Annotated in this window: 15 protein-coding genes and 1 tRNA gene; 14 read left to right on the top strand and 2 right to left on the bottom strand. The window is 66.5% G+C overall.

All coding sequences use genetic code 11. The annotated features are described in order from the left end of the window. Positions 1 to 111: 111 nt before the first annotated feature. Positions 112 to 942 carry an SGNH/GDSL hydrolase family protein gene (locus tag ABZS58_RS31985; protein ID WP_354786965.1) on the bottom strand — a complete coding sequence of 277 codons (831 nt, stop codon included), beginning with the start codon at positions 940 to 942 and terminating at the stop codon, positions 112 to 114. A gap of 129 nt (positions 943 to 1,071) precedes the next feature. Here ABZS58_RS31985 and ABZS58_RS31980 point away from each other — a divergent pair, with 129 nt between their 5' ends. The 11 genes from ABZS58_RS31980 to ABZS58_RS31930 all read left to right on the top strand — a co-directional run bounded on the left by ABZS58_RS31980 (position 1,072) and on the right by ABZS58_RS31930 (position 7,463). Beyond that, the gene (locus tag ABZS58_RS31980; protein ID WP_354786964.1) at positions 1,072 to 1,716 is read left to right on the top strand and encodes a hemerythrin domain-containing protein; all 645 of its coding nucleotides are present in this window, start codon (positions 1,072 to 1,074) and stop codon (positions 1,714 to 1,716) included. A gap of 40 nt (positions 1,717 to 1,756) precedes the next feature. Further along, on the top strand, positions 1,757 to 1,903 hold the full coding sequence (locus ABZS58_RS31975; RefSeq protein ID WP_354786963.1) for a GPGG-motif small membrane protein: 147 nt from the start codon (positions 1,757 to 1,759) through the stop codon (positions 1,901 to 1,903). A 179-nt stretch (positions 1,904 to 2,082) separates the two neighbouring features. Next, positions 2,083 to 2,165, top strand: a tRNA-Leu gene (locus tag ABZS58_RS31970). Positions 2,166 to 2,372: 207 nt separating this feature from the next. Then, a complete protein-coding gene (locus ABZS58_RS31965; RefSeq protein ID WP_354786962.1) occupies positions 2,373 to 2,741 on the top strand; it encodes an AbrB/MazE/SpoVT family DNA-binding domain-containing protein in 369 nt (122 codons plus the stop codon). After that, positions 2,738 to 3,781 carry a tyrosine-type recombinase/integrase gene (locus ABZS58_RS31960; protein WP_354786961.1) on the top strand — a complete coding sequence of 348 codons (1,044 nt, stop codon included), beginning with the start codon at positions 2,738 to 2,740 and terminating at the stop codon, positions 3,779 to 3,781. Before ABZS58_RS31965 ends, ABZS58_RS31960 begins: the two co-directional genes overlap by 4 nt. Positions 3,782 to 3,995: 214 nt before the next feature. After that, positions 3,996 to 4,367, top strand: a complete 372-nt coding sequence (locus ABZS58_RS31955) for a hypothetical protein (protein ID WP_354786960.1) — start codon at positions 3,996 to 3,998, stop codon at positions 4,365 to 4,367. Next, positions 4,364 to 5,440: a site-specific integrase gene (locus ABZS58_RS31950; protein WP_354786959.1), complete on the top strand. Its 1,077-nt coding sequence runs from the start codon at positions 4,364 to 4,366 to the stop codon at positions 5,438 to 5,440. Before ABZS58_RS31955 ends, ABZS58_RS31950 begins: the two co-directional genes overlap by 4 nt. A gap of 68 nt (positions 5,441 to 5,508) precedes the next feature. Then, positions 5,509 to 6,600 carry a hypothetical protein gene (locus tag ABZS58_RS31945; protein ID WP_354786958.1) on the top strand — a complete coding sequence of 364 codons (1,092 nt, stop codon included), beginning with the start codon at positions 5,509 to 5,511 and terminating at the stop codon, positions 6,598 to 6,600. An 82-nt stretch (positions 6,601 to 6,682) separates the two neighbouring features. Continuing rightward, positions 6,683 to 6,853, top strand: a complete 171-nt coding sequence (locus tag ABZS58_RS31940; protein WP_354786957.1) for a hypothetical protein — start codon at positions 6,683 to 6,685, stop codon at positions 6,851 to 6,853. Beyond that, positions 6,781 to 7,020, top strand: a complete 240-nt coding sequence (locus tag ABZS58_RS31935; protein ID WP_354786967.1) for a transposase — start codon at positions 6,781 to 6,783, stop codon at positions 7,018 to 7,020. The genes ABZS58_RS31940 and ABZS58_RS31935 overlap by 73 nt, the downstream gene beginning before the upstream one ends. Next, entirely contained in the window at positions 6,924 to 7,463 is a 540-nt protein-coding gene (locus ABZS58_RS31930) for a transposase (protein ID WP_354786956.1), read from the top strand. The genes ABZS58_RS31935 and ABZS58_RS31930 overlap by 97 nt, the downstream gene beginning before the upstream one ends. A 130-nt stretch (positions 7,464 to 7,593) precedes the next feature. Here the strand turns inward: ABZS58_RS31930 and ABZS58_RS31925 are convergent, their stop codons facing one another. Further along, entirely contained in the window at positions 7,594 to 7,977 is a 384-nt protein-coding gene (locus ABZS58_RS31925) for a hypothetical protein (protein WP_354786955.1), read from the bottom strand. Here ABZS58_RS31925 and ABZS58_RS31920 point away from each other — a divergent pair. The 3 genes from ABZS58_RS31920 (at position 7,976) to pglX (ending at position 17,123) form a co-directional block, all read left to right on the top strand. After that, complete coding sequence (locus tag ABZS58_RS31920; RefSeq protein ID WP_354786954.1) at positions 7,976 to 9,058, top strand: hypothetical protein; 1,083 nt, start codon at positions 7,976 to 7,978, stop codon at positions 9,056 to 9,058. The genes ABZS58_RS31925 and ABZS58_RS31920 overlap by 2 nt on opposite strands. Before the next feature lie 101 nt (positions 9,059 to 9,159). Next, positions 9,160 to 13,545, top strand: a complete 4,386-nt coding sequence (gene pglW, locus ABZS58_RS31915) for a BREX system serine/threonine kinase PglW (RefSeq protein ID WP_354786953.1) — start codon at positions 9,160 to 9,162, stop codon at positions 13,543 to 13,545. Next, positions 13,542 to 17,123, top strand: coding sequence for a BREX-2 system adenine-specific DNA-methyltransferase PglX (pglX, locus tag ABZS58_RS31910; RefSeq protein ID WP_354786952.1), 3,582 nt, complete (start codon positions 13,542 to 13,544; stop codon positions 17,121 to 17,123). The genes pglW and pglX overlap by 4 nt, the downstream gene beginning before the upstream one ends. The last annotated feature ends 48 nt before the right edge of the window (positions 17,124 to 17,171 follow it).

Genomic DNA, 17,171 nt, shown 5'->3' with positions numbered 1-17,171 from the left:
CAGCCCCCGCGCACTCGGCGACATCATCGCCGCAGCGCTCCATCTCACCCACTTCGAATACCGGTACCTACCGCAATCTCGTTGAGATCACCTCACTGGACCACACGCACCTCACCAGCCGAAACCGGCGGCGTAACTCACCGATGCGAGCGCCGCCTGGCCCGACGTGTTGGGATGGAAATAATCCCAGGTCGAGATCTGCGACAGCTGGAACGCGTAGCCGAAGACCGCGCCGCCGTCGTATTTGCAGTTGGGGCCGTACGCGGTACACGCGGAGGCCAGTTGACCGTTGAAGTCGATCACACGCTGACGGACCCGGTCCCTGCGTGCCGTGTCGGCCGCGGCCGTGGACGTCGGGTTGGCCAGCATCGACTGGCAGATGCCGAAGAGCCCCCAGGCGGTGCGGGCGCCGGAGCTGTCCTTGCCGACCTGCCAGAGCCGCTTGATGTCGGGCACGCTGATGAGCAGGACCTTCGCGTCGGGCAGCCCGGCCTTGAGTGTGCCGAGCGCGGTGTCCAGCGCCGCGCGGTAGGCCGCGACGGTCGTCATCGAGGACTCCGACGAGGTGCAGGCGTCGTTGGCGCCGATGAGGATCGTGACGTAGGCGACACGCTGCGAGACAGCGGTCTGGGCCTGACCTGCCATGTCGGCGACCTTCGCGCCGCTTCTGCCGTCATTGTACGAATGACCGTCGATGGCTGGACTCGTTGCCCGGATCCGGAGGTAGTGGCTGTTGACGGCGGGGGTGCTGCCCGTACTGAAGGAGCGTGACGGGCAGTCGGCGAACCATCCGCACGCGTTGAACCCGCGGGTGATGGAGTCGCCCATGCCGGCGATCGATCCGGGTGGCGGCCCGGGTGCGGCGTGCGCGGGGACGGCGGTCCCGAGCAGCACGACCACGGTGGCGGCGAGGACGGTCAGTCCCCGCCCGGTGATGGACATGGCGGCCCCTTTCCTTGGGCATCCATCGATAGCTGTGCATAGTAGCGTACTGGCGGGTAGCCCCTCGTTTCAAGAAGTTGCGCGTCGGGTACCGAAGCCGCACCAGCACATCGATCGAGGAGGGTCCACGTGAGCGCTGCGCCACTGCCGCCGCTGCCACCGGTTCCTGGGGGCATCGAGGACGACGACGTCGACTTCGGCGGCCGCAGCATGCTCGATCTCCTCGACGAGGACCACCGGCAGCTCACCCAGCTCTGCGACCGGCTCACGACCCCCCGTGAGCAGGAGCCGGCGAAGCCGCAGGACATCGAGGACGTCCTGGTGGCGACCCTCGCCCGGCACCTGTCGGCCGAGGAGCAGTACCTGTACCCGACGGTCAAGGCCGTCCTGCCCGACGGCGACCCGATCGCGTCACAGGAGGTCGCCGCGGACGCCGAGCTGCTCCTGGCCCTGCAGCGACTGCACGTGACCCCGGCCGCGGACGACGCCTACCAGGCCGCCCTGGACGCGGTCGCCGCGCACGTCCGCTCGCACGCGCACCGTACCGGCGAGGAGGTGTTCCCCCGTCTGCGCGAACAGTGCAGCGACACCGAGCTCGTCCGGCTCGGCAACCGCGTCCTGATCGCCCGCGGGGCCGCACCGACCCGCCCCCACCCCAACACCCCGGCACGACCCCCGCTCAACAAGCTCGTCGACCCGGCCGTCGCCGTGGTCGACAAGGTCCGCGACGTCCTCACCCGCCGCACCACCTGGCCCGAGGACCTCGCGAGCTGACTCGCGTTCATCGATCTCACCCCGGAGGTACGAAACCATCATGGCTACCCTTTTGTGGATCATCGCGGTGATCATCGGCATCGCCGGCGTCTTCGCACTCCTGCGCCGCCAGATCCTGTGGGGCATCATCCTCATCGTCGTCGCGCTACTCGTAGGCCCGGGCGGCGTGAGCATCTTCAACGTCTGACCCTGGGTGGCCGGCTCCCCCAACCGGCCACCCAGGCGAAACAGGGCCCCGGCGATCCCCTCCGCCGGGGCCCTTCGCGTGTCGCACCCCCCGATTCGCCAAGATCTTCCAGGACCGTGTAACGTCTCCGTCGGCCAGCCGGGCGGTGAGGAAGTGACCGGGTAGGATGGTCGGAGCAGGTCGAAGTGGCGGAATGGCAGACGCGCTAGCTTGAGGTGCTAGTGCCCGCAAGGGCGTGGGGGTTCAAGTCCCCCCTTCGACACACAAACGTTGCACACATGCCACATCTGACGGGCGAGTGTTCGGGTGCCTTCCGACACTCGCTTGTAGCGTTCGCGCTACGTCTCAACGGTCCCCGCAACTGTGGGTGGACCCCATGAGCGGTGCCACGATCCCGGCGGTGATTCCGTCCTCAATGGCGCCGTCAAGCGCACCGTCGACCCGGTTCGCGCAGCGACGCGTGCTGCCGTTGGCTGACCTTCAGGCACGTCGCACCCGTTCGACGGTGTACGGGCTCGCCGCGGTCGACAACCGGGGCAGAATCGCTGACGGCGCGCTGTTCCGGGCATTGGGCTGGCCGCCGGGCACCCGGCTGGAGGTCAAGGCGCACCTCGGTCTGGTCCTGGTGCGGTCCGACCAGCAGGGCGTGCTCAGCATCAACCGGCTCGGGCATCTGCAACTGCCGGTCGCGGTACGACGCTGGTGCGACCTCGCTCCCGGCGACAAGGTGCTGCTCGCCGCCGAGCCAGACCAGCAACTGCTGGTCATCCACCCGCCGACGACTCTCGACGCGATGATCACGCAGGCGCACGCCACGCTGGGCGGTGACACTGCATGACCCCCGAACCGACCACGTCAACGGCCGGCACCGCCGAGCTGGACGCCGCCCGACTGCTGCTCGCCAGGCTCGGAGTGTCCCCGGCCGACCTGCTGGGGCTCGTCGACGCCCGTACGCCGGCGCCGACGTTCGCCGAGTACGTTCCGGTGGTCTCGGCGGCGGTCACCGACAGCAGCCGCCGAGCGTACCGGAGCTACTGGAACCGGGTCTTGGACCAGTGGGCCGATCGACGTCTCGACGAGATCAAACCCTCCGACATCGAGCGTCTGGCGGAGTACGTCAAGACGCATGTCGTCGCCCGGCGCAACGCGCGTGGCGGACGCAGCGCCGCGGAGAACCTCATCACCGCCCTGCGCTGCCTCTACAACCGGGCCGTTGCCGACGGCCACCTCGCCGAAGCCGACAACCCGGCGAGGAAGGTCGCCAAGCCCCGCCGCCTGCCCAGCACCCGGCGTGCGGTGCCGGACGCGCGGCTGGTCGAGATCAACGCCGTAGCGGCATCCAGCGGTGACGATCCGGTCCTCGACTGTCTGCTCCTGCGTCTGCATACGGAGACGGCGTGCCGGCGCGGCGGAGCGCTCACGCTGCGACCCGCAGATCTGGATCCTGAGCAGTGCCTGATCCTGTTGCGGGAGAAGGGCGACACTGTCCGGTGGCAGCCGGTCTCCCCCACCCTGATGCGGCACCTGCAGCAACATGCGGAGGAACGCCACGCGCCCGCCTCGGGGCAGCTGCTGCGGTACCGCAACGGTGACCCCATCACCTACCGCCGCCTCGACCACCTGTGGGTCAGGATCGGCCGGCAGCTGCCGTGGGTGGCGACACAGCAGATCAGTACACATTGGTTGCGGCATACGACGCTGACTTGGGTGGAGCGCAACTTCGGCTACGCCGTCGCACGCGCCTACGCGGGTCACGCCGCCAGTGGCGGTGACACGGGAACGACAGCCACCTACGTGCGCGCCAGCGTCCATGAAGTCGCGGCGGCACTCGCGGCGCTCACCGGCGAACAGCACCCCCTGCAGCTGTCCGACGCTTGACCGCTCCGTGGTGGCCTGTCCGCAACCGTGCGGGCGGGCCACCACGGCGACACGTGGGCACACGTGGTGACACCTCCCCTGCCGTCGAGTACTACGGCAGTATCGAATCGTCGCCTCGGCCGGCTGGGGCGACGAGGTGATCTCATCTGCGAGGGCGGTGCGTATAAAGATGTTCCACGAGGGTGGCGCCAGTGCCACTGCATCAGGGCTGCCCTTGGCGCGGCTGGACGCCCGGCCTGCCGGAAGCAGCTCGATCTACGTCGTCACCGCAGTCGACGTTCGGGGACGGCTCGCCGACCGCTCCGGACTGCAAGCTCTTGCCTGGCTGCCCGGCCACCCGATCGCTGTCCACATCACGCCGACGATGGCGATCGTCGAAGGACGCGCCGAAGGGCCGCACGCCATTACCCGGCAAGGTCATCTCCGGCTACGGGCCTCGGTGCGGCACGCGTTGAGCATCAACGCGGGCGACAGGGTGCTCCTGGTCGCGCGACCCGAGTACGACCTGCTGGTCGTCTACCCGATCCCTGTACTGGACGCGATACTCCGGACGCACGACCTTCCCGGTGACCGGGGTGCGGCATGACCGCGTCGCCGGCGGCCCAGAAACGCGCCGAGTTGGACACGATGCGGGTCTTGCTGACACGGCTGGGCATCACGCCCGAGGAGCTGCTCAGTAACGCCGCGCCTCGTGAGATGCCGACGTTCGCTGAATACATCGACCGGGTCGCGGAGGCCGTGACGCCCGGCACGCGCAGCGCGTACGGATCGTACTGGCGACGCGTACGGGAAGTATGGGGAAACCGCCGGCTCGACGAGCCCAGTCCGCTGGAGATCAAGGCCCTGTCCGAGCAGGCGAAGGCGACCGCCGTCGTGCGGGCGAATTCCCGCGGCGGCCGGACCGCGGCGGAGCACGTCATCTCAGCGCTGCGGTGCCTGTATCAGCACGCCGTCGCCGATGGCCTTCTTGCGGAGGCTGACAATCCCGCGAAGCGCGTTGCCAAACCGCGTCGCCTGGCCAGTCCACGCCACGCGCTCACCGACGCTCAACTGGCCGAGATCGTCGCGGTGTCGGCGACGACCGGCAACGATCCCGAGCTCGACAGTCTGCTGATCCGCCTGCACACCGAGACGGCCTGCCGCAGGGGCGGCGGCCTGGCCTTGCGGCCGGTCGATCTGGATCACGGGCAATGCCTGATCCGGCTCCGGGAGAAAGGCGAAACCGTCCGGTGGCAGCCGGTCTCCCCCACCCTCATGCGCCACCTGCTCCGCCACGCGGAAGAACGCGGCGACGGTGCACCGCACGGCCAACTGCTGCGCTACCGCCACCGCCAACCGATCACCAGCCGCCGGTACGACCACCTGTGGGTTCGTGCGGGCCGGCACCTTCCGTGGGTCGCCACCCAGCAGATCAGCACCCACTGGATCCGTCACACGACGCTGACCTGGGTCGAGCGCCACTTCGGATATGCCGTTGCTAAGGCGTTCGCCGGCCACAACGGCCGAGGCGACGCCGGTACCACCGCCACCTACGTCCGCGCGGACCTGCACGAGGTCGCCCGCGCAACCGCCGCCCTCACCGGCGAACATCACCCGCTCGCCGCACCTGCACCCGAACCGGTGGAGGGTGCCACCTTCTGGCACCTCCCTGCCCGGTAAGTCGCCGAGCACCATCGACCGCGATCCACCAGCTACGCCGGACGGCAACCGAACGGGGACGAACACACATGACGCGCTATGCCATCGACGTGCAACGAAGCGAACTTCACGCCGTTTGGAGCACCGGCCTTGCCGACGCCACGCACGTGGTCGCGGTGTTGCCGTCCGGCATCTCGGCACACGACGTCGGCGCGCTCGCAGCGGCATTGACGGGCCTGTCCGCCGCGCTTTGGCGCCGCTACACGCACCCGTCCATGGACACGCACCTTGACGAGGGAAGCAGCGCAGGCTGGCAGCGGTGCGAAACGCGAGCCCTGTTCGGCGACGTGACGTCGACGGTACGGGACCCGAACCTCCCCATCGACGATGTGCTCATCGTCTCGTACGACCTGGTCGAGGAGAACGCCCACCGTGTCGGCAGGGCATTGCACACTATCGACACCAAGGCCGTCACCGACGCGGTCGTAGGCGACATCGAGTTCGAGCTCGCGGCAGTCGCGGACGCAGAAGCAGGCAGTCTCGTCGGGAGGGCTCAGCAAGCGATCTCCCTGATCCGCCCGGACGCCTCGCCCGTACAGGTCGCTGCGGCCGACCGGCTCCTGCACCGCAGTCTTCTCAACCCGGATGAACTACTGCAGTCCATCGACCCGACATCTGCCGCCGTCGCGGCCGCGCATTGGCTGCACGCCGCTGCGGAAGTCGTCGCAGAGCACCTCGGCGTCCCACCGGCCGCTGTGATCCAGGAAGCCGACACCATCGAAGCGACCCCACAACAGACGCCTATCACGGTGCTGGAGCTGCTGGACCGCCAGATCTCACCGCTGAACGTCGTTGCCACCCTCATCCAGGACGCCATGCTGGTTGCCGAGGGGCTGCTCCCCAAGACGGCTCCCGCCATCCAGAACATCAGGAAGGCACAGCGGCGGGCGGCATCCGCGCCGGCGAGGCAGGTGCGACTTACCCTGCTCGACCCGCAGCGACCGTCCCGAGACCTCCTCGAAGACCTGCTCGCAGGCATCCGCGGCTGCTGGCTCGTGTACCCGCGATACGTCGACTACAACGACCTGAGCGATGTGGATGGGTCTGAGATCGACGACATGTTCGTGGCCGCCGTTCGCGCACGGGCCTCCCAGCGACAGGGCCGCCTGACCGACCAGTGATCGCCGACCGGAAGGGAATCGAACTTCCGTCCGGCGCACGAACCAGCTGGCCGAGCCGGTCCTGGCCGCCGACGAGTCCCCGGTGCAGGTCGTCACTCCCGCGATCGACCCGGACACCGGCGAACTGATCCCCGGCAGCCCGCACGTGCTGGCCACCCGCACCCCGGACGAACGTCTGGCCTGGCTGACCGGGCTGACCTCCCGCAGCTACGACACCGTCACCGCCGCCTGCGCAGCTTCACCGGGCATCTGATCGTCGACGGCTATGGCGCCTACCAGCGGCTGATCACTGGTGTCGACGCGGTCCTGGCCGGTATCCAGCAGTGCGTGCAACACGTCCTACGCCGCTGCGCGGGGTGGCGAAACTCGGCCCCGGCACCCTGCAATCGCACTGGACCAGGCAGGTCACCGACGCCCTGACCGACGCACACACGGCGACCGAGACCGCCAGAGCCGCCCAGCAGACCGCTCTTGACCCCAACCTGCTCGTCGACCTACGCGACCGCTACGACAAGGCCGTCGGCAGCGGCATCGTCCACAACCGGCACCGCGACTGGCACGACGGCAACCACCCCGGCTACACCCTCGCCCGCTGGCTCGCCACCCACGCCGACCAGGTCTGGCACTTCACCACACACCTCAACGTCGACTGGACCTCCAACGCCGCCGAACGCGGCGTCAAACCCGCCAAACGACACCAAGCCGTCTCCGGCTACTGGCAAACCCACGCCACCCTCAACCGCTGGTGCCTGATCAACTCCTACCTCACCACCACCCGCAACCACGGCCTGACCGTCCTGGACGCGATCACCCGAGCACTGACCGGCCAACCCTGGCTACCCACACCCGCCACGGCAGCGTAACCATCCTCCATTCACGACACCACCCGTGAATGGACTCTCGACGAGGTACTTGAAAAACTGCTGCAATCCCTTGTGCTTGTTCAAGGCGGTCACCGCGGAGCGGGTCTCGATCACCCACGCCTGGAAATGCTCAACGTGCGCCTTCGTCACATCGGTCGAGTCCTGCGGCGACAAGATCCTTCGGTTTCCCACTGAGCGCAGTATCGATCCGGAGACCTTCTCCCGCCTGGTACGCGATTGCTGGATCGGCACGTCCGGCACGGCTGGCGCTGCCATGCACAAGCTCCTCGCCGGACTTCGCCAGCATCCACCCGCGCACTTGCTCCTCGCCTACGCCGGTACGGCGGCAGAATGCAGTCGGGCAAATCGCCACGCCGGATTCCGGCGAACCCTCGTCACCGGTCGTCGATGCACAACTCACTCTCTGGTGATGCCAATACTGAATGCGGTCGATTACGAAAGTGACATAGGCATCGACCAAGAACAACCCGCCTTGGTCTACTGTGCCCGGCATGGCTACGGAGGCTGCGATCCGCGGATACCTGCTCGAAGAGGCGCTTGCCTGGCTTCTCCGACGTAGTGGCTACGAGTTACTGGTCCACAACGAGCTCGATCCGGAGTTGGCCTGGGGCAGCAACGGGCTCCGGGTCCACGGTCGCGGCGCCGACCACCAGGCCGACACCCTCGGGGAGCTCTCGTTCGTCCCGCCGTTCTCGTTACCGATCCGCCTGTTCGTCGAGGCGAAGTTCCGCGAAGCAGTCACCGACATCCGGGACATACGCAACGCCCACGGCGTCATCCACGACATCAACGAGAACTTCAGCCGCACGACGCCGAACGGCCGCCCGCACCGCCGGTACCGGTACACCTACGCGCTCTTCTCCACAGCTGGCTTCTCATCCGCCGCCCAGACCTACGCGTTGGCTCACCAGATCTCCCTGGTCGATCTTTCCGGGCTGCCGTTCGCGTGGCTGCGCACTGCCGTCTTCAATGCTGCGAAGCAGGTGAAAGCGCTGGAAGATGAGGTACGACAGCAACATCCAACGGTCAAGCCGCTACCGCTGCCCCTGCTTCGCTACGCCGTCCGCGCGGCGCTCGGAACGAATGAAGCGCAGCCTCCACCATCTGGCGAGACGGCCCTTTGGAGCGATGTCGAACACCTCATCATCGCCCTGGCAGAACAGATGCGACTGGAACTGATCAACGAAGGCCAGAACGAGGTGCTGCTCGGCTTCCCCGCCGCGCCCTTTGTGTTGACGATGACCGCGCCACGGCCGGGCAGTGTGGAAGCGTTCCTTGACTATGCGCGCGGTCGGCCCACACATCAGATCCGGCTCGTGCGACGACCGAGCGCCGGGCAGACAGCATCCTGGGAAATCACCCCAACGGACCGGGACCAGGCATATCGGCTGTACTTCAACCTGCCGGCCAGCCTCGACGACTGGATCTCGCACAGCGAACTCGAACGGTCCAGGGTACGAATGGTAAAAGAGGATCTTCTCTCGACCATCCTGATCTACCGGATCTCGGATCGGCGGACCGAGGTGTTCCGCTTGCAGTACTCGCCCGCACAGGTGGAAGCCGCCCGAAGGTGATCCGACGTCATCCGACGGGCTGATCAGGCACGACCAGGTCACCATCTAGACTCATCGGGCCGATCAGGTGCTCACTCACCGTCGAGAAGAGGTTCCCCGCCGTGCAGGAGGGTCGTTGGACGACCGTCACCCCTTCGCAGTTCACGCACGAACGGGAGGCTCTGGCCCATGTCCAGCACCTGCTACCGGATGCCGAACCGTACCGGGCCTGGTCCAACTTCACGTTCACCGCTGACACCGGGCACGTCTACGAGGTGGACCTGCTGGTCGCGGCGCCGAGCGGGCTCTATCTGATCGAGATCAAGAGCCTCCGTGGCCGGTTGACCAACAGTGGATCCAACTGGCTGCTGGGTGGCGGCGAAGGCACGCGCACCTTCGACAACCCGCTCCACCTCGCCGACTCCAAGGCCAAACGGCTCCGGTCACTCCTCGACCGGGCCGCGGGCACCGGCGGCAAGGTCCCGTTCATCCAGGCGGCGGTGTTCCTGTCGGTCCCGAGCCTGCAGATCGCCCTGTCGGACAACCAACTGCATTGGGTGTACGGGCCGGAAGGCACAGGCCAGCACCACCTGCCGGGTATCGGCGCGGATCTCTTGCAGCGACCGCCCCTTGATGAACGCCGACGGCTGACACCCACCATGTCCAAGGCGCTGCCCGAGCTGCTCAAGAAGGTCGGCATCGCCCGTAGCCGCAAGCACTACCAGATCGGCGCGTGGCAGCTCGCCGCGAAGCCGATCGATCAGGGGCCGACCTGGCAGGACCATCTCGCAAAGCACAGCCAGCTCGATAAGGAGCACCGGCGGGTCCGGATCTATCTTGTCGAACGCAACGCCGTGCAGTCCGAGCGGGCCAGCATCGACCGGGCCGCGAAACGCGAAATGCTGGCGCTGCACGGCATCAACCACCCCGGCATCGTGCAGGTCGACGCGCTGGAGCAGCACGAGGCCGGACCAGCGCTGGTGTTCCGCTACGACCCTCGATCCCTACGGCTGGACCATTACCTCGCGCAGTATGGCGCGAAGCTGGACGTTGAGACCCGGGTCGGCATGGTGCGTCAACTCAGCGAGGCCCTGGCTTACGCGCACGGTCGGCACCTGCACCACCGCGCGCTGTCCGCCCGCAGCGTTCTCGTCATGCCGGGGCCGCGACGACGCGGTACTGAGGAAGAGGCGTGGCTGCGTCCGCAGTTGCAGATCAGCGACTGGCAGACCGCCAGCCGCAGCACCGACTCCAACGCTGGCTCATCGGCGCCCAACCCGCTGCTGGTCTCGCCCACTGCCCACGTCAACGCCCATATCGAACAGTCCGCCCAGGGGTATCTCGCACCAGAGATCGCCGCGCCGGAGGCTGACCCGGTCGCATTGGATGTCTTCGGGCTCGGCACGGTGACCTACCTGCTGCTGGCCGGGAAACCACCCGCGGGCACCCGGGCCGAGCTGCTCGCCCGGCTCGCCAACGACAACGGCCTGCGCCCATCAGCCGACGCCGATTCGATCTCGGAGTTCATGGACGAGGTCGTCCAGGCCGCCACGGCGCCCCAACCCGCGCAGCGCCTGGCCACCGTCGCGGAGTTCCTCGAAATGCTGGAGCTCGTCGAGGACGAGATGACCGCACCCGAGCCGGCGGCTGTATCGGTCTCGGTACACCCTCCGGTCGAGCCGGCCGATGAGCCGGACCTGCTCGAAGCCCGTGGCGGCGACGTCTACGGCGACTGGCAGATCGTTCGCCGACTGGGCACCGGATCGACCAGCCGGGCATTCCTGGCCCGCAACCTCGGCTCGACCTCCGAAACCCTCGTGGTCCTCAAGGCCGCGCTGTCCGATGAGAAGGCCACCCGGCTCGACCACGAGGCCGCGGTACTGCGGGGACTGGTCGATTCGCGCATCATCAGGCTGGCCCGGCAGGAGGCGATCCCGCTCGGACGACGCACGGTCCTCGTGCTCGAGCACGCCGGCGAACTGACCGTCGCCCGGAAGCTCCGCGAGGACGGCCGGCTCACCGTCGACGAGTTGGAGACCTTCAGCGAGTACCTGTTCGGCGCCGTCGACTTCCTCGATGGCGAGGGCGTCTACCACCGCGACATCAAGCCGGACAACATCGCCATCCGGGTGCGACCCAACCGGACCAAGCAGCTCGTCCTGTTCGACTTCTCGCTCGCCGCGACCGACGTCAAGCAGACCACCGCCGGGACGCCTCGATACCTGGACCCCTTCATCGGTACGGTCCACCGACCCGTCTACGACGCCCACGCCGAACGCTTCGCCATGACCGTGACGCTGCACGAAATGGCCTCGGGTGAACTGCCGGTATGGGGCGACGGCGTGACCGAGCCGCAGTTCACCGACGGTCCGGTGACCCTGGCAGGCGAAGCGTTCGACCCGGCAATCCGTGAAGGGCTGGTCGAGTTCTTCGGCCGCGCCCTGAACCGCGATCACAAGCTGCGGCACGAGACGCTGAAGGAGATGCGTGACGCCTGGCTCCAGGTGTTCCGCAAGGCCGACGCCGCCGTTCCGGTCGGCTCGCAGCATCCCGAGACCGAGGACGACACCGCCGATCTCGCGATCCTCACCAGCACTCGGGATGCGGCGGCGGCCGCCGCCACCCGGGCCACCTCCCTCGAAGCCGCCGGCCTGAGCCCCCGCGCCATCTCGGCTGCGCACCGGCTCGACGCGACCACCGTCGGGCAGCTGCTCGGCCTCGCCGGTAAGGTGCTGTTCAACCTTCCCGGTATGGGCGCGAAGACCCGCCAGGAGCTGCAGCGCCGGATCAAGGATTGGCGGACCCGCCTCGGCGAGCAGGAGCCGGCCCCGCAGGCCACCGCCGAGCGAACCGCCGCCAAGCAGGAGATCGCCGCTGCCGGGCCCGCCGAAGGCGAACTGGCCCGCGTCGGCCTCGATGCCATCGCGTCGCTGCTGCTGCCCGCGGTACCGAAGCAGGGAAAACCGACGACGGAGGCTGAGGCGATCCGCCTGTTGTTGGGCCTGCCGGACGCGACGGGGGTGCTGCCGAAGCTTCCCGTGTGGCCGCAGCAGCCGCTGGTGGCCAAGCAGGTGCAGGTCACCGCCGGGCGGGTCGCGCAGATCCTCATCAAGCAACGGAAACGCTGGGCCGTCGAGCCTGTGATGGCCGACGTCCGCGCCGAGCTCCTCACCATCCTCGGTGAGAACGGCCGGGTGATGGGCGTCGACGAGCTCGCCGCCGTGCTGCTCAGCCGGCGAGGCTCGGCCCGTACCGGCGACGAACTGCGCCTTGCGCTGGCCACCGCGGCGGTCCGCGGCGCGGTCGAGATCGACACCGTCGTCGAAGATCCTCGGCTCAAGACCCGCCGGCACGGCGACACGCTACTGGTGGCGCTGGAGGTAGGACCCGACGAGAGCCCGGACACGCCATCCGCGCCCGCGTTGCTCGACTATGCCGACGCGCTCGGCACCGTCGCCGACCGGCTCGCCGGGCTCGATGTGCTTCCCAGCCCCGCTACCGTGCTCAGAGAACTCGCCGCGGTCACGCCACCGGCCGGCGCCGCGCCGGACGAGCGCCGCCTAGTCCAGCTCGCCGCGGTCGCGTCGAAGGATGCCGCCGCAAGCCCCCGCCTGGAGATCTACTCGAAGACCCTCGACCCGGTCCGTGCCCTCCGGCTGGCACAGGCCGGTGTTGTACCGCCGGCGCTCGGCGACCTACCCGTCGGGTTGAGACCGGCGCAGATCCAGCAACGGGTCTCCGCCCGGTTCCCGGACCTGACGCCCCTGCCGTCACATCCGAAGCTGGACATGCTGCTCGCCGACGCGGGTTTCCAACTGCAGTGGCGCGACGGGCAGTACGTGCCACCGCGCTCGGTCGCCTCGTCGTCCGCGTCCATGGCCAACCGGCGTCGCTCGACACGCCTCACCGGCGCGCACTGGACCGTCGTGGACTCCCCCGAGCTCGCCGCAGCCCTCCGCGCCGAGGAACGACTCGACAGCGCGCGCGAAGGAGTGTTCCGAGCGCTCACCGTTCGGCTGGACCGCGCGATCCCAGCGCAACGCGACCTCACCAACCGATTCGGCGCCCGCCCGGTCAACGTCGCGGCCCTGTTCATCACCGCCCTGCGTGAACTCGTCACCGCAAAACCCAAACCCAGCTGGGAGACCGTGCTACGCGCCGACACTGCTCCGGCGGGCTCGCGAGATGCCATCAAGCTTTCCGAGTACGTCAAGACCAGCTGGACGGCGATCCGCCCGCAGTTACTGGGCCAAATGGCCGAGGGCAGCCCGCTGCTATTGCACGATGCCTCCCTGCTGGCCCGCTACGGCGCCATGGACTTGCTGCACGAACTAACCACCCAAGCCGAAGCCGGCACCGGGGCGGTCTGGCTGCTCTGCCCGGTCGAAGACCCGGGTGCACTGCCCCGCCTCGATGGCACGGTCGTGCCGGTCGCCGACAACCAGTGGATCCCGCTGCCCGACGCCTGGGTGGCCAACGAACACCGAAGTGGAGCCCACGCCTCGTGATCGACCGTCAACTGCTGCTCGCCGACCTCAAGAAGCAGGTCAAACTCCTGGAAACCGACCTGCGCGAGCAGGTGACGACCACGCCGAAGGTCTTCGAAAGACTCGACAGGGAGTACCAGCGGGCTTTCAAGCAGGGTCGAACCGCAGCAACGTGGGCAGCGTGGCGGGACGAGCGAGTAACGCAGGCCGCCGCCGCATGGGTGCTCGGCACTGTCTTCGTACGGTTCTGTGAGGACAACGGACTGCTCGAACAGGCGCACCTGACCGGACCCTCGGTGGAGCGGATGACCCACGCCGAGGAGGCGCAGGAGGACTTCTTTCGACTCAAACCGGCCGAGACGGACCGGCACTGGATCCTCGAGGCGTTCGGCTCGATCGGATCGACGCAGGCGGGGCAACTACTCTTCGACAAGCGGCACAACGCGGCCTATCAGATCCCAGTCTCGGCAGACGCCGCGAAGGCATTGATTGCCTTCTGGCGCCAGCGCGGCGACGACGGCGCGCTGATCCACGACTTCACAGACTCGGAGTGGGATACGCGCTTCCTCGGCGATCTCTATCAGGACCTCTCGGAAAGCGCACGAAAGACATATGCGCTACTGCAGACGCCGGAGTTCGTCGAGGAGTTCATCCTTGACCTTACACTGACACCGGCTATCGAGGAGTTCGGTTACGACGTCGTCAAGATGATCGACCCGACCTGCGGGTCTGGGCACTTCCTGCTCGGTACCTTCCACCGGCTGCTAAAGGAGTGGGAGCAGGCTGGCAAGGAACCGTACGAGCGGGTACGGCTTGCCATGGAAGCTGTACATGGCGTAGATATGAATCCGTTTGCTGTCGCGATCTCGCGTTTCCGCTTGATTATTTCAGGACTGCAGCACGCTGGCTTTTCATCATTTACGTCCGCAGCTCAACATACCCTTCCTGTAAACGTTGCGATTGGCGACTCGCTACTTAAAGACCGCCAAGAGGACGGGTCGTCCTACTTCTTCGACGAAGAGGACGCGCAGAATTACTTCCACTACGCAACTGAGGATCTCGAAGACTTTCCTGAAATCTTGCGCGAGGGCCGCTATCACGCCGTCGCGGGAAATCCTCCATACATTACGGTAAGCGATGAGAAAGCCAGCCAAAGCTACCGCAGGATGTATAGCGCCTGCCATCGCCAGTATGCGTTAACCGTACCTTTTGCTCAACGCTTCTTTGAACTTGCCGTACTGCCGGCAGGCGACGGCCGAGGTGCGGGATTCGTAGGCCAGATTACCTCTAATTCCTTTATGAAGCGCGAATTTGGCAGAAAACTGATCCAGGAATTCTTCGCCAAGAGAACGGAGCTGACTCACATCATTGACACATCAGGTGCGTTTATTCCGGGTCACGGCACTCCGACGGTCATCCTGATCGGAAGTCCGACAGAAAGACCCACGAGAACCACCATCCGTGCCGTGCTTGGTGTTAAAGGTGAGCCTCACACACCAGCCGTACCGGCTGAAGGAAAGGTCTGGAGATCGATTCTCAATCAGACCAGTTTGCCGAAGTCCCAGAGCGAATGGATCAGCACCGCCGACATAGATCGAAAAGAATTCGCAGCATTCCCATGGAGCCTTGCCGGCGGCGGGGCCAACACTCTATTGCAAATACTCACTCAACAGACGCGAAAACTGATAGAAAATTCGGAGGTGATCGGACGCACTACACACACCGGTCTAGATGACGCGTACTATCTGTCGACTAGTTCCGCAAGAACGCACGGCCTAACGAGTTCGACCGTTCCTGTCGTTCTAGGTGAACAGGTACGCGACTATTCGCTTACTACCGAAACATCGACAGCATTTCCATACACCGCTGACGGCAATCCGAGGCCAATCACAGCCAGCGAAGAGCAATTCTACTGGCGAACTCGAACCTGGCTTCGAAACCGTGTGGATTTCGGGCAAACCCCAGAACAACGTGGTCTTCGCTGGTTCGACCACAGTATGTTCTTCGCCAAAAGGTTTACCGCCCCTGCAACGATTGCGTTTGCCTTTGTGGCGACACATAACCATTTTGTGCTTGACCGCGGCGGGAAAGTCTTCAATCGTTCCGCGCCGGTAATCAAGCTTCCGGAGGGGGCAGACGAGGAAGAGCATCTTCGACTGGTCGGAGTGTTGAACAGTTCCACTGCGTGTTTCTGGCTCAAGCAAGTCAGCCATGACAAGGGCAGTCAGGGCGTTAACGAGGGTTTCAAAAGCCAGGACTGGGAGAGGTTCTACGAGTTCACTGGGACCAAGTTGCAGGAGTTTCCGCTTCCTGCTGTCTACCCGACGGAACTCGCGACCCAACTGGACGCACTGGCACAACGTCTTACCGCATTAGACCCGTCAACCGTTGCCTCGATTGCCACTCCGACCCGCAAGCGTCTCGCCGACGCGAGAGCGGCATGGCTCGCCACGCGCGCGACGATGATCGCCAAGCAGGAAGAGTTGGACTGGCAGGTCTACTCCCTCTACGGACTGCTCGATGATCTTCGCGCACCGGAGGACTCAGTGCCGGAGCTGCAATTCGGTGAGCGGGCGTTCGAGATCGTGCTCGCCCGCCGCTTGGCTGCTGTCGAGACCGAGACGCAGTGGTTCATTCGGCACGGCTCCACGCCCATGACTGAGCTGCCCGCGCACTGGTCACCGGAGTACCGGGCCGTTGTCGAACGCCGAATCGCCGTTATTGAGTCCAACCGGAGCATTGGGCTGATTGAGCGGCCGGAGTGCAAGCGTCGCTGGTCGACCGAGGGCTGGGAAGTCACGCAGGATAAGGCGTTGCGGGGCTGGTTGCTGGATCGGTGCGAGGCTCGTGAGTTGTGGTTCCACTCTATTGATGGGATGGAGCAGCCGCGCCCGCTGACCGCGAGCCAGCTTGCCGACGAGCTGCGCCGAGATGCGGACGTGCTCGCCGTCGCGGACCTGTACACGCCGGGCAAGGAATTCGCCAAGATAATCGCCGAGCTGGTCGCTGACGAGCATGTTCCGTACCTGGCCGCGCTGCGATACAAGGGCAGCGGCCTTGATAAACGTACCGACTGGGAAGCCGTCTGGGACCTACAGCGTGCCGAGGACGCAGCCGAAGATGATCGGGCTAAGAAGAAGATCCGGGACACGATTCCGGTGCCGCCGAAGTACGGCTCGGGTGACTTCCTGAAGCCCAGCTACTGGCGCAACCGGGGCAAGCTCGACGTACCGAAGGAGCGGTTCATCTCCTATCCGCTGGCGAGCCCTGACGGTGATCCTTCGCTGCTGCTGGGCTGGGCCGGCTGGGATCACCGCGAGCAGGCGCAGGCCCTCGCCACCCTGATCGTGGACCGGGAGCAGACCGAAGCCTGGTCCACGGATCGGTTGACGCCGTTGCTCGCCGGTCTCCGTGAGGTGCTCCCGTGGGTGCGACAGTGGCACGGGGACTTCGACCCGCTCTACGGAGGCTCCCCCGCGGAGGTCTACGACGCGTTTCTGTCGGAGATCACCGGTCGGCTGCAGCTCACCGACGAGGCTCTCACGAGCTGGCGGCCGGTCAAGGCCACCCGTGGGCGAAAGGCCGGGGGCGCCGCATGAGTGCCGGTGCCGTTGTAGCCTCGGAGGGCGTACCGCAGAGGGAGGCAT

Source organism: Dactylosporangium sp. NPDC005555, assembly GCF_040605635.1.
GTDB lineage: Bacteria > Actinomycetota > Actinomycetes > Mycobacteriales > Micromonosporaceae > Dactylosporangium.
Note: the sequence above shows the minus strand (reverse complement) of the source record. Positions and strands in the feature narration are given on the sequence as shown.

Coding starts and splice junctions, on each gene's coding strand:
- ABZS58_RS31985 (WP_354786965.1), bottom strand. CDS start 942: ATGTCCATCACCGGGCGGGGACTGACCGTCCTCGCCGCCACCGTGGTC.
- ABZS58_RS31975 (WP_354786963.1), top strand. CDS start 1,757: ATGGCTACCCTTTTGTGGATCATCGCGGTGATCATCGGCATCGCCGGC.
- ABZS58_RS31960 (WP_354786961.1), top strand. CDS start 2,738: ATGACCCCCGAACCGACCACGTCAACGGCCGGCACCGCCGAGCTGGAC.
- ABZS58_RS31950 (WP_354786959.1), top strand. CDS start 4,364: ATGACCGCGTCGCCGGCGGCCCAGAAACGCGCCGAGTTGGACACGATG.
- ABZS58_RS31945 (WP_354786958.1), top strand. CDS start 5,509: ATGACGCGCTATGCCATCGACGTGCAACGAAGCGAACTTCACGCCGTT.
- ABZS58_RS31920 (WP_354786954.1), top strand. CDS start 7,976: ATGGCTACGGAGGCTGCGATCCGCGGATACCTGCTCGAAGAGGCGCTT.
- ABZS58_RS31925 (WP_354786955.1), bottom strand. CDS start 7,977: ATGCCGGGCACAGTAGACCAAGGCGGGTTGTTCTTGGTCGATGCCTAT.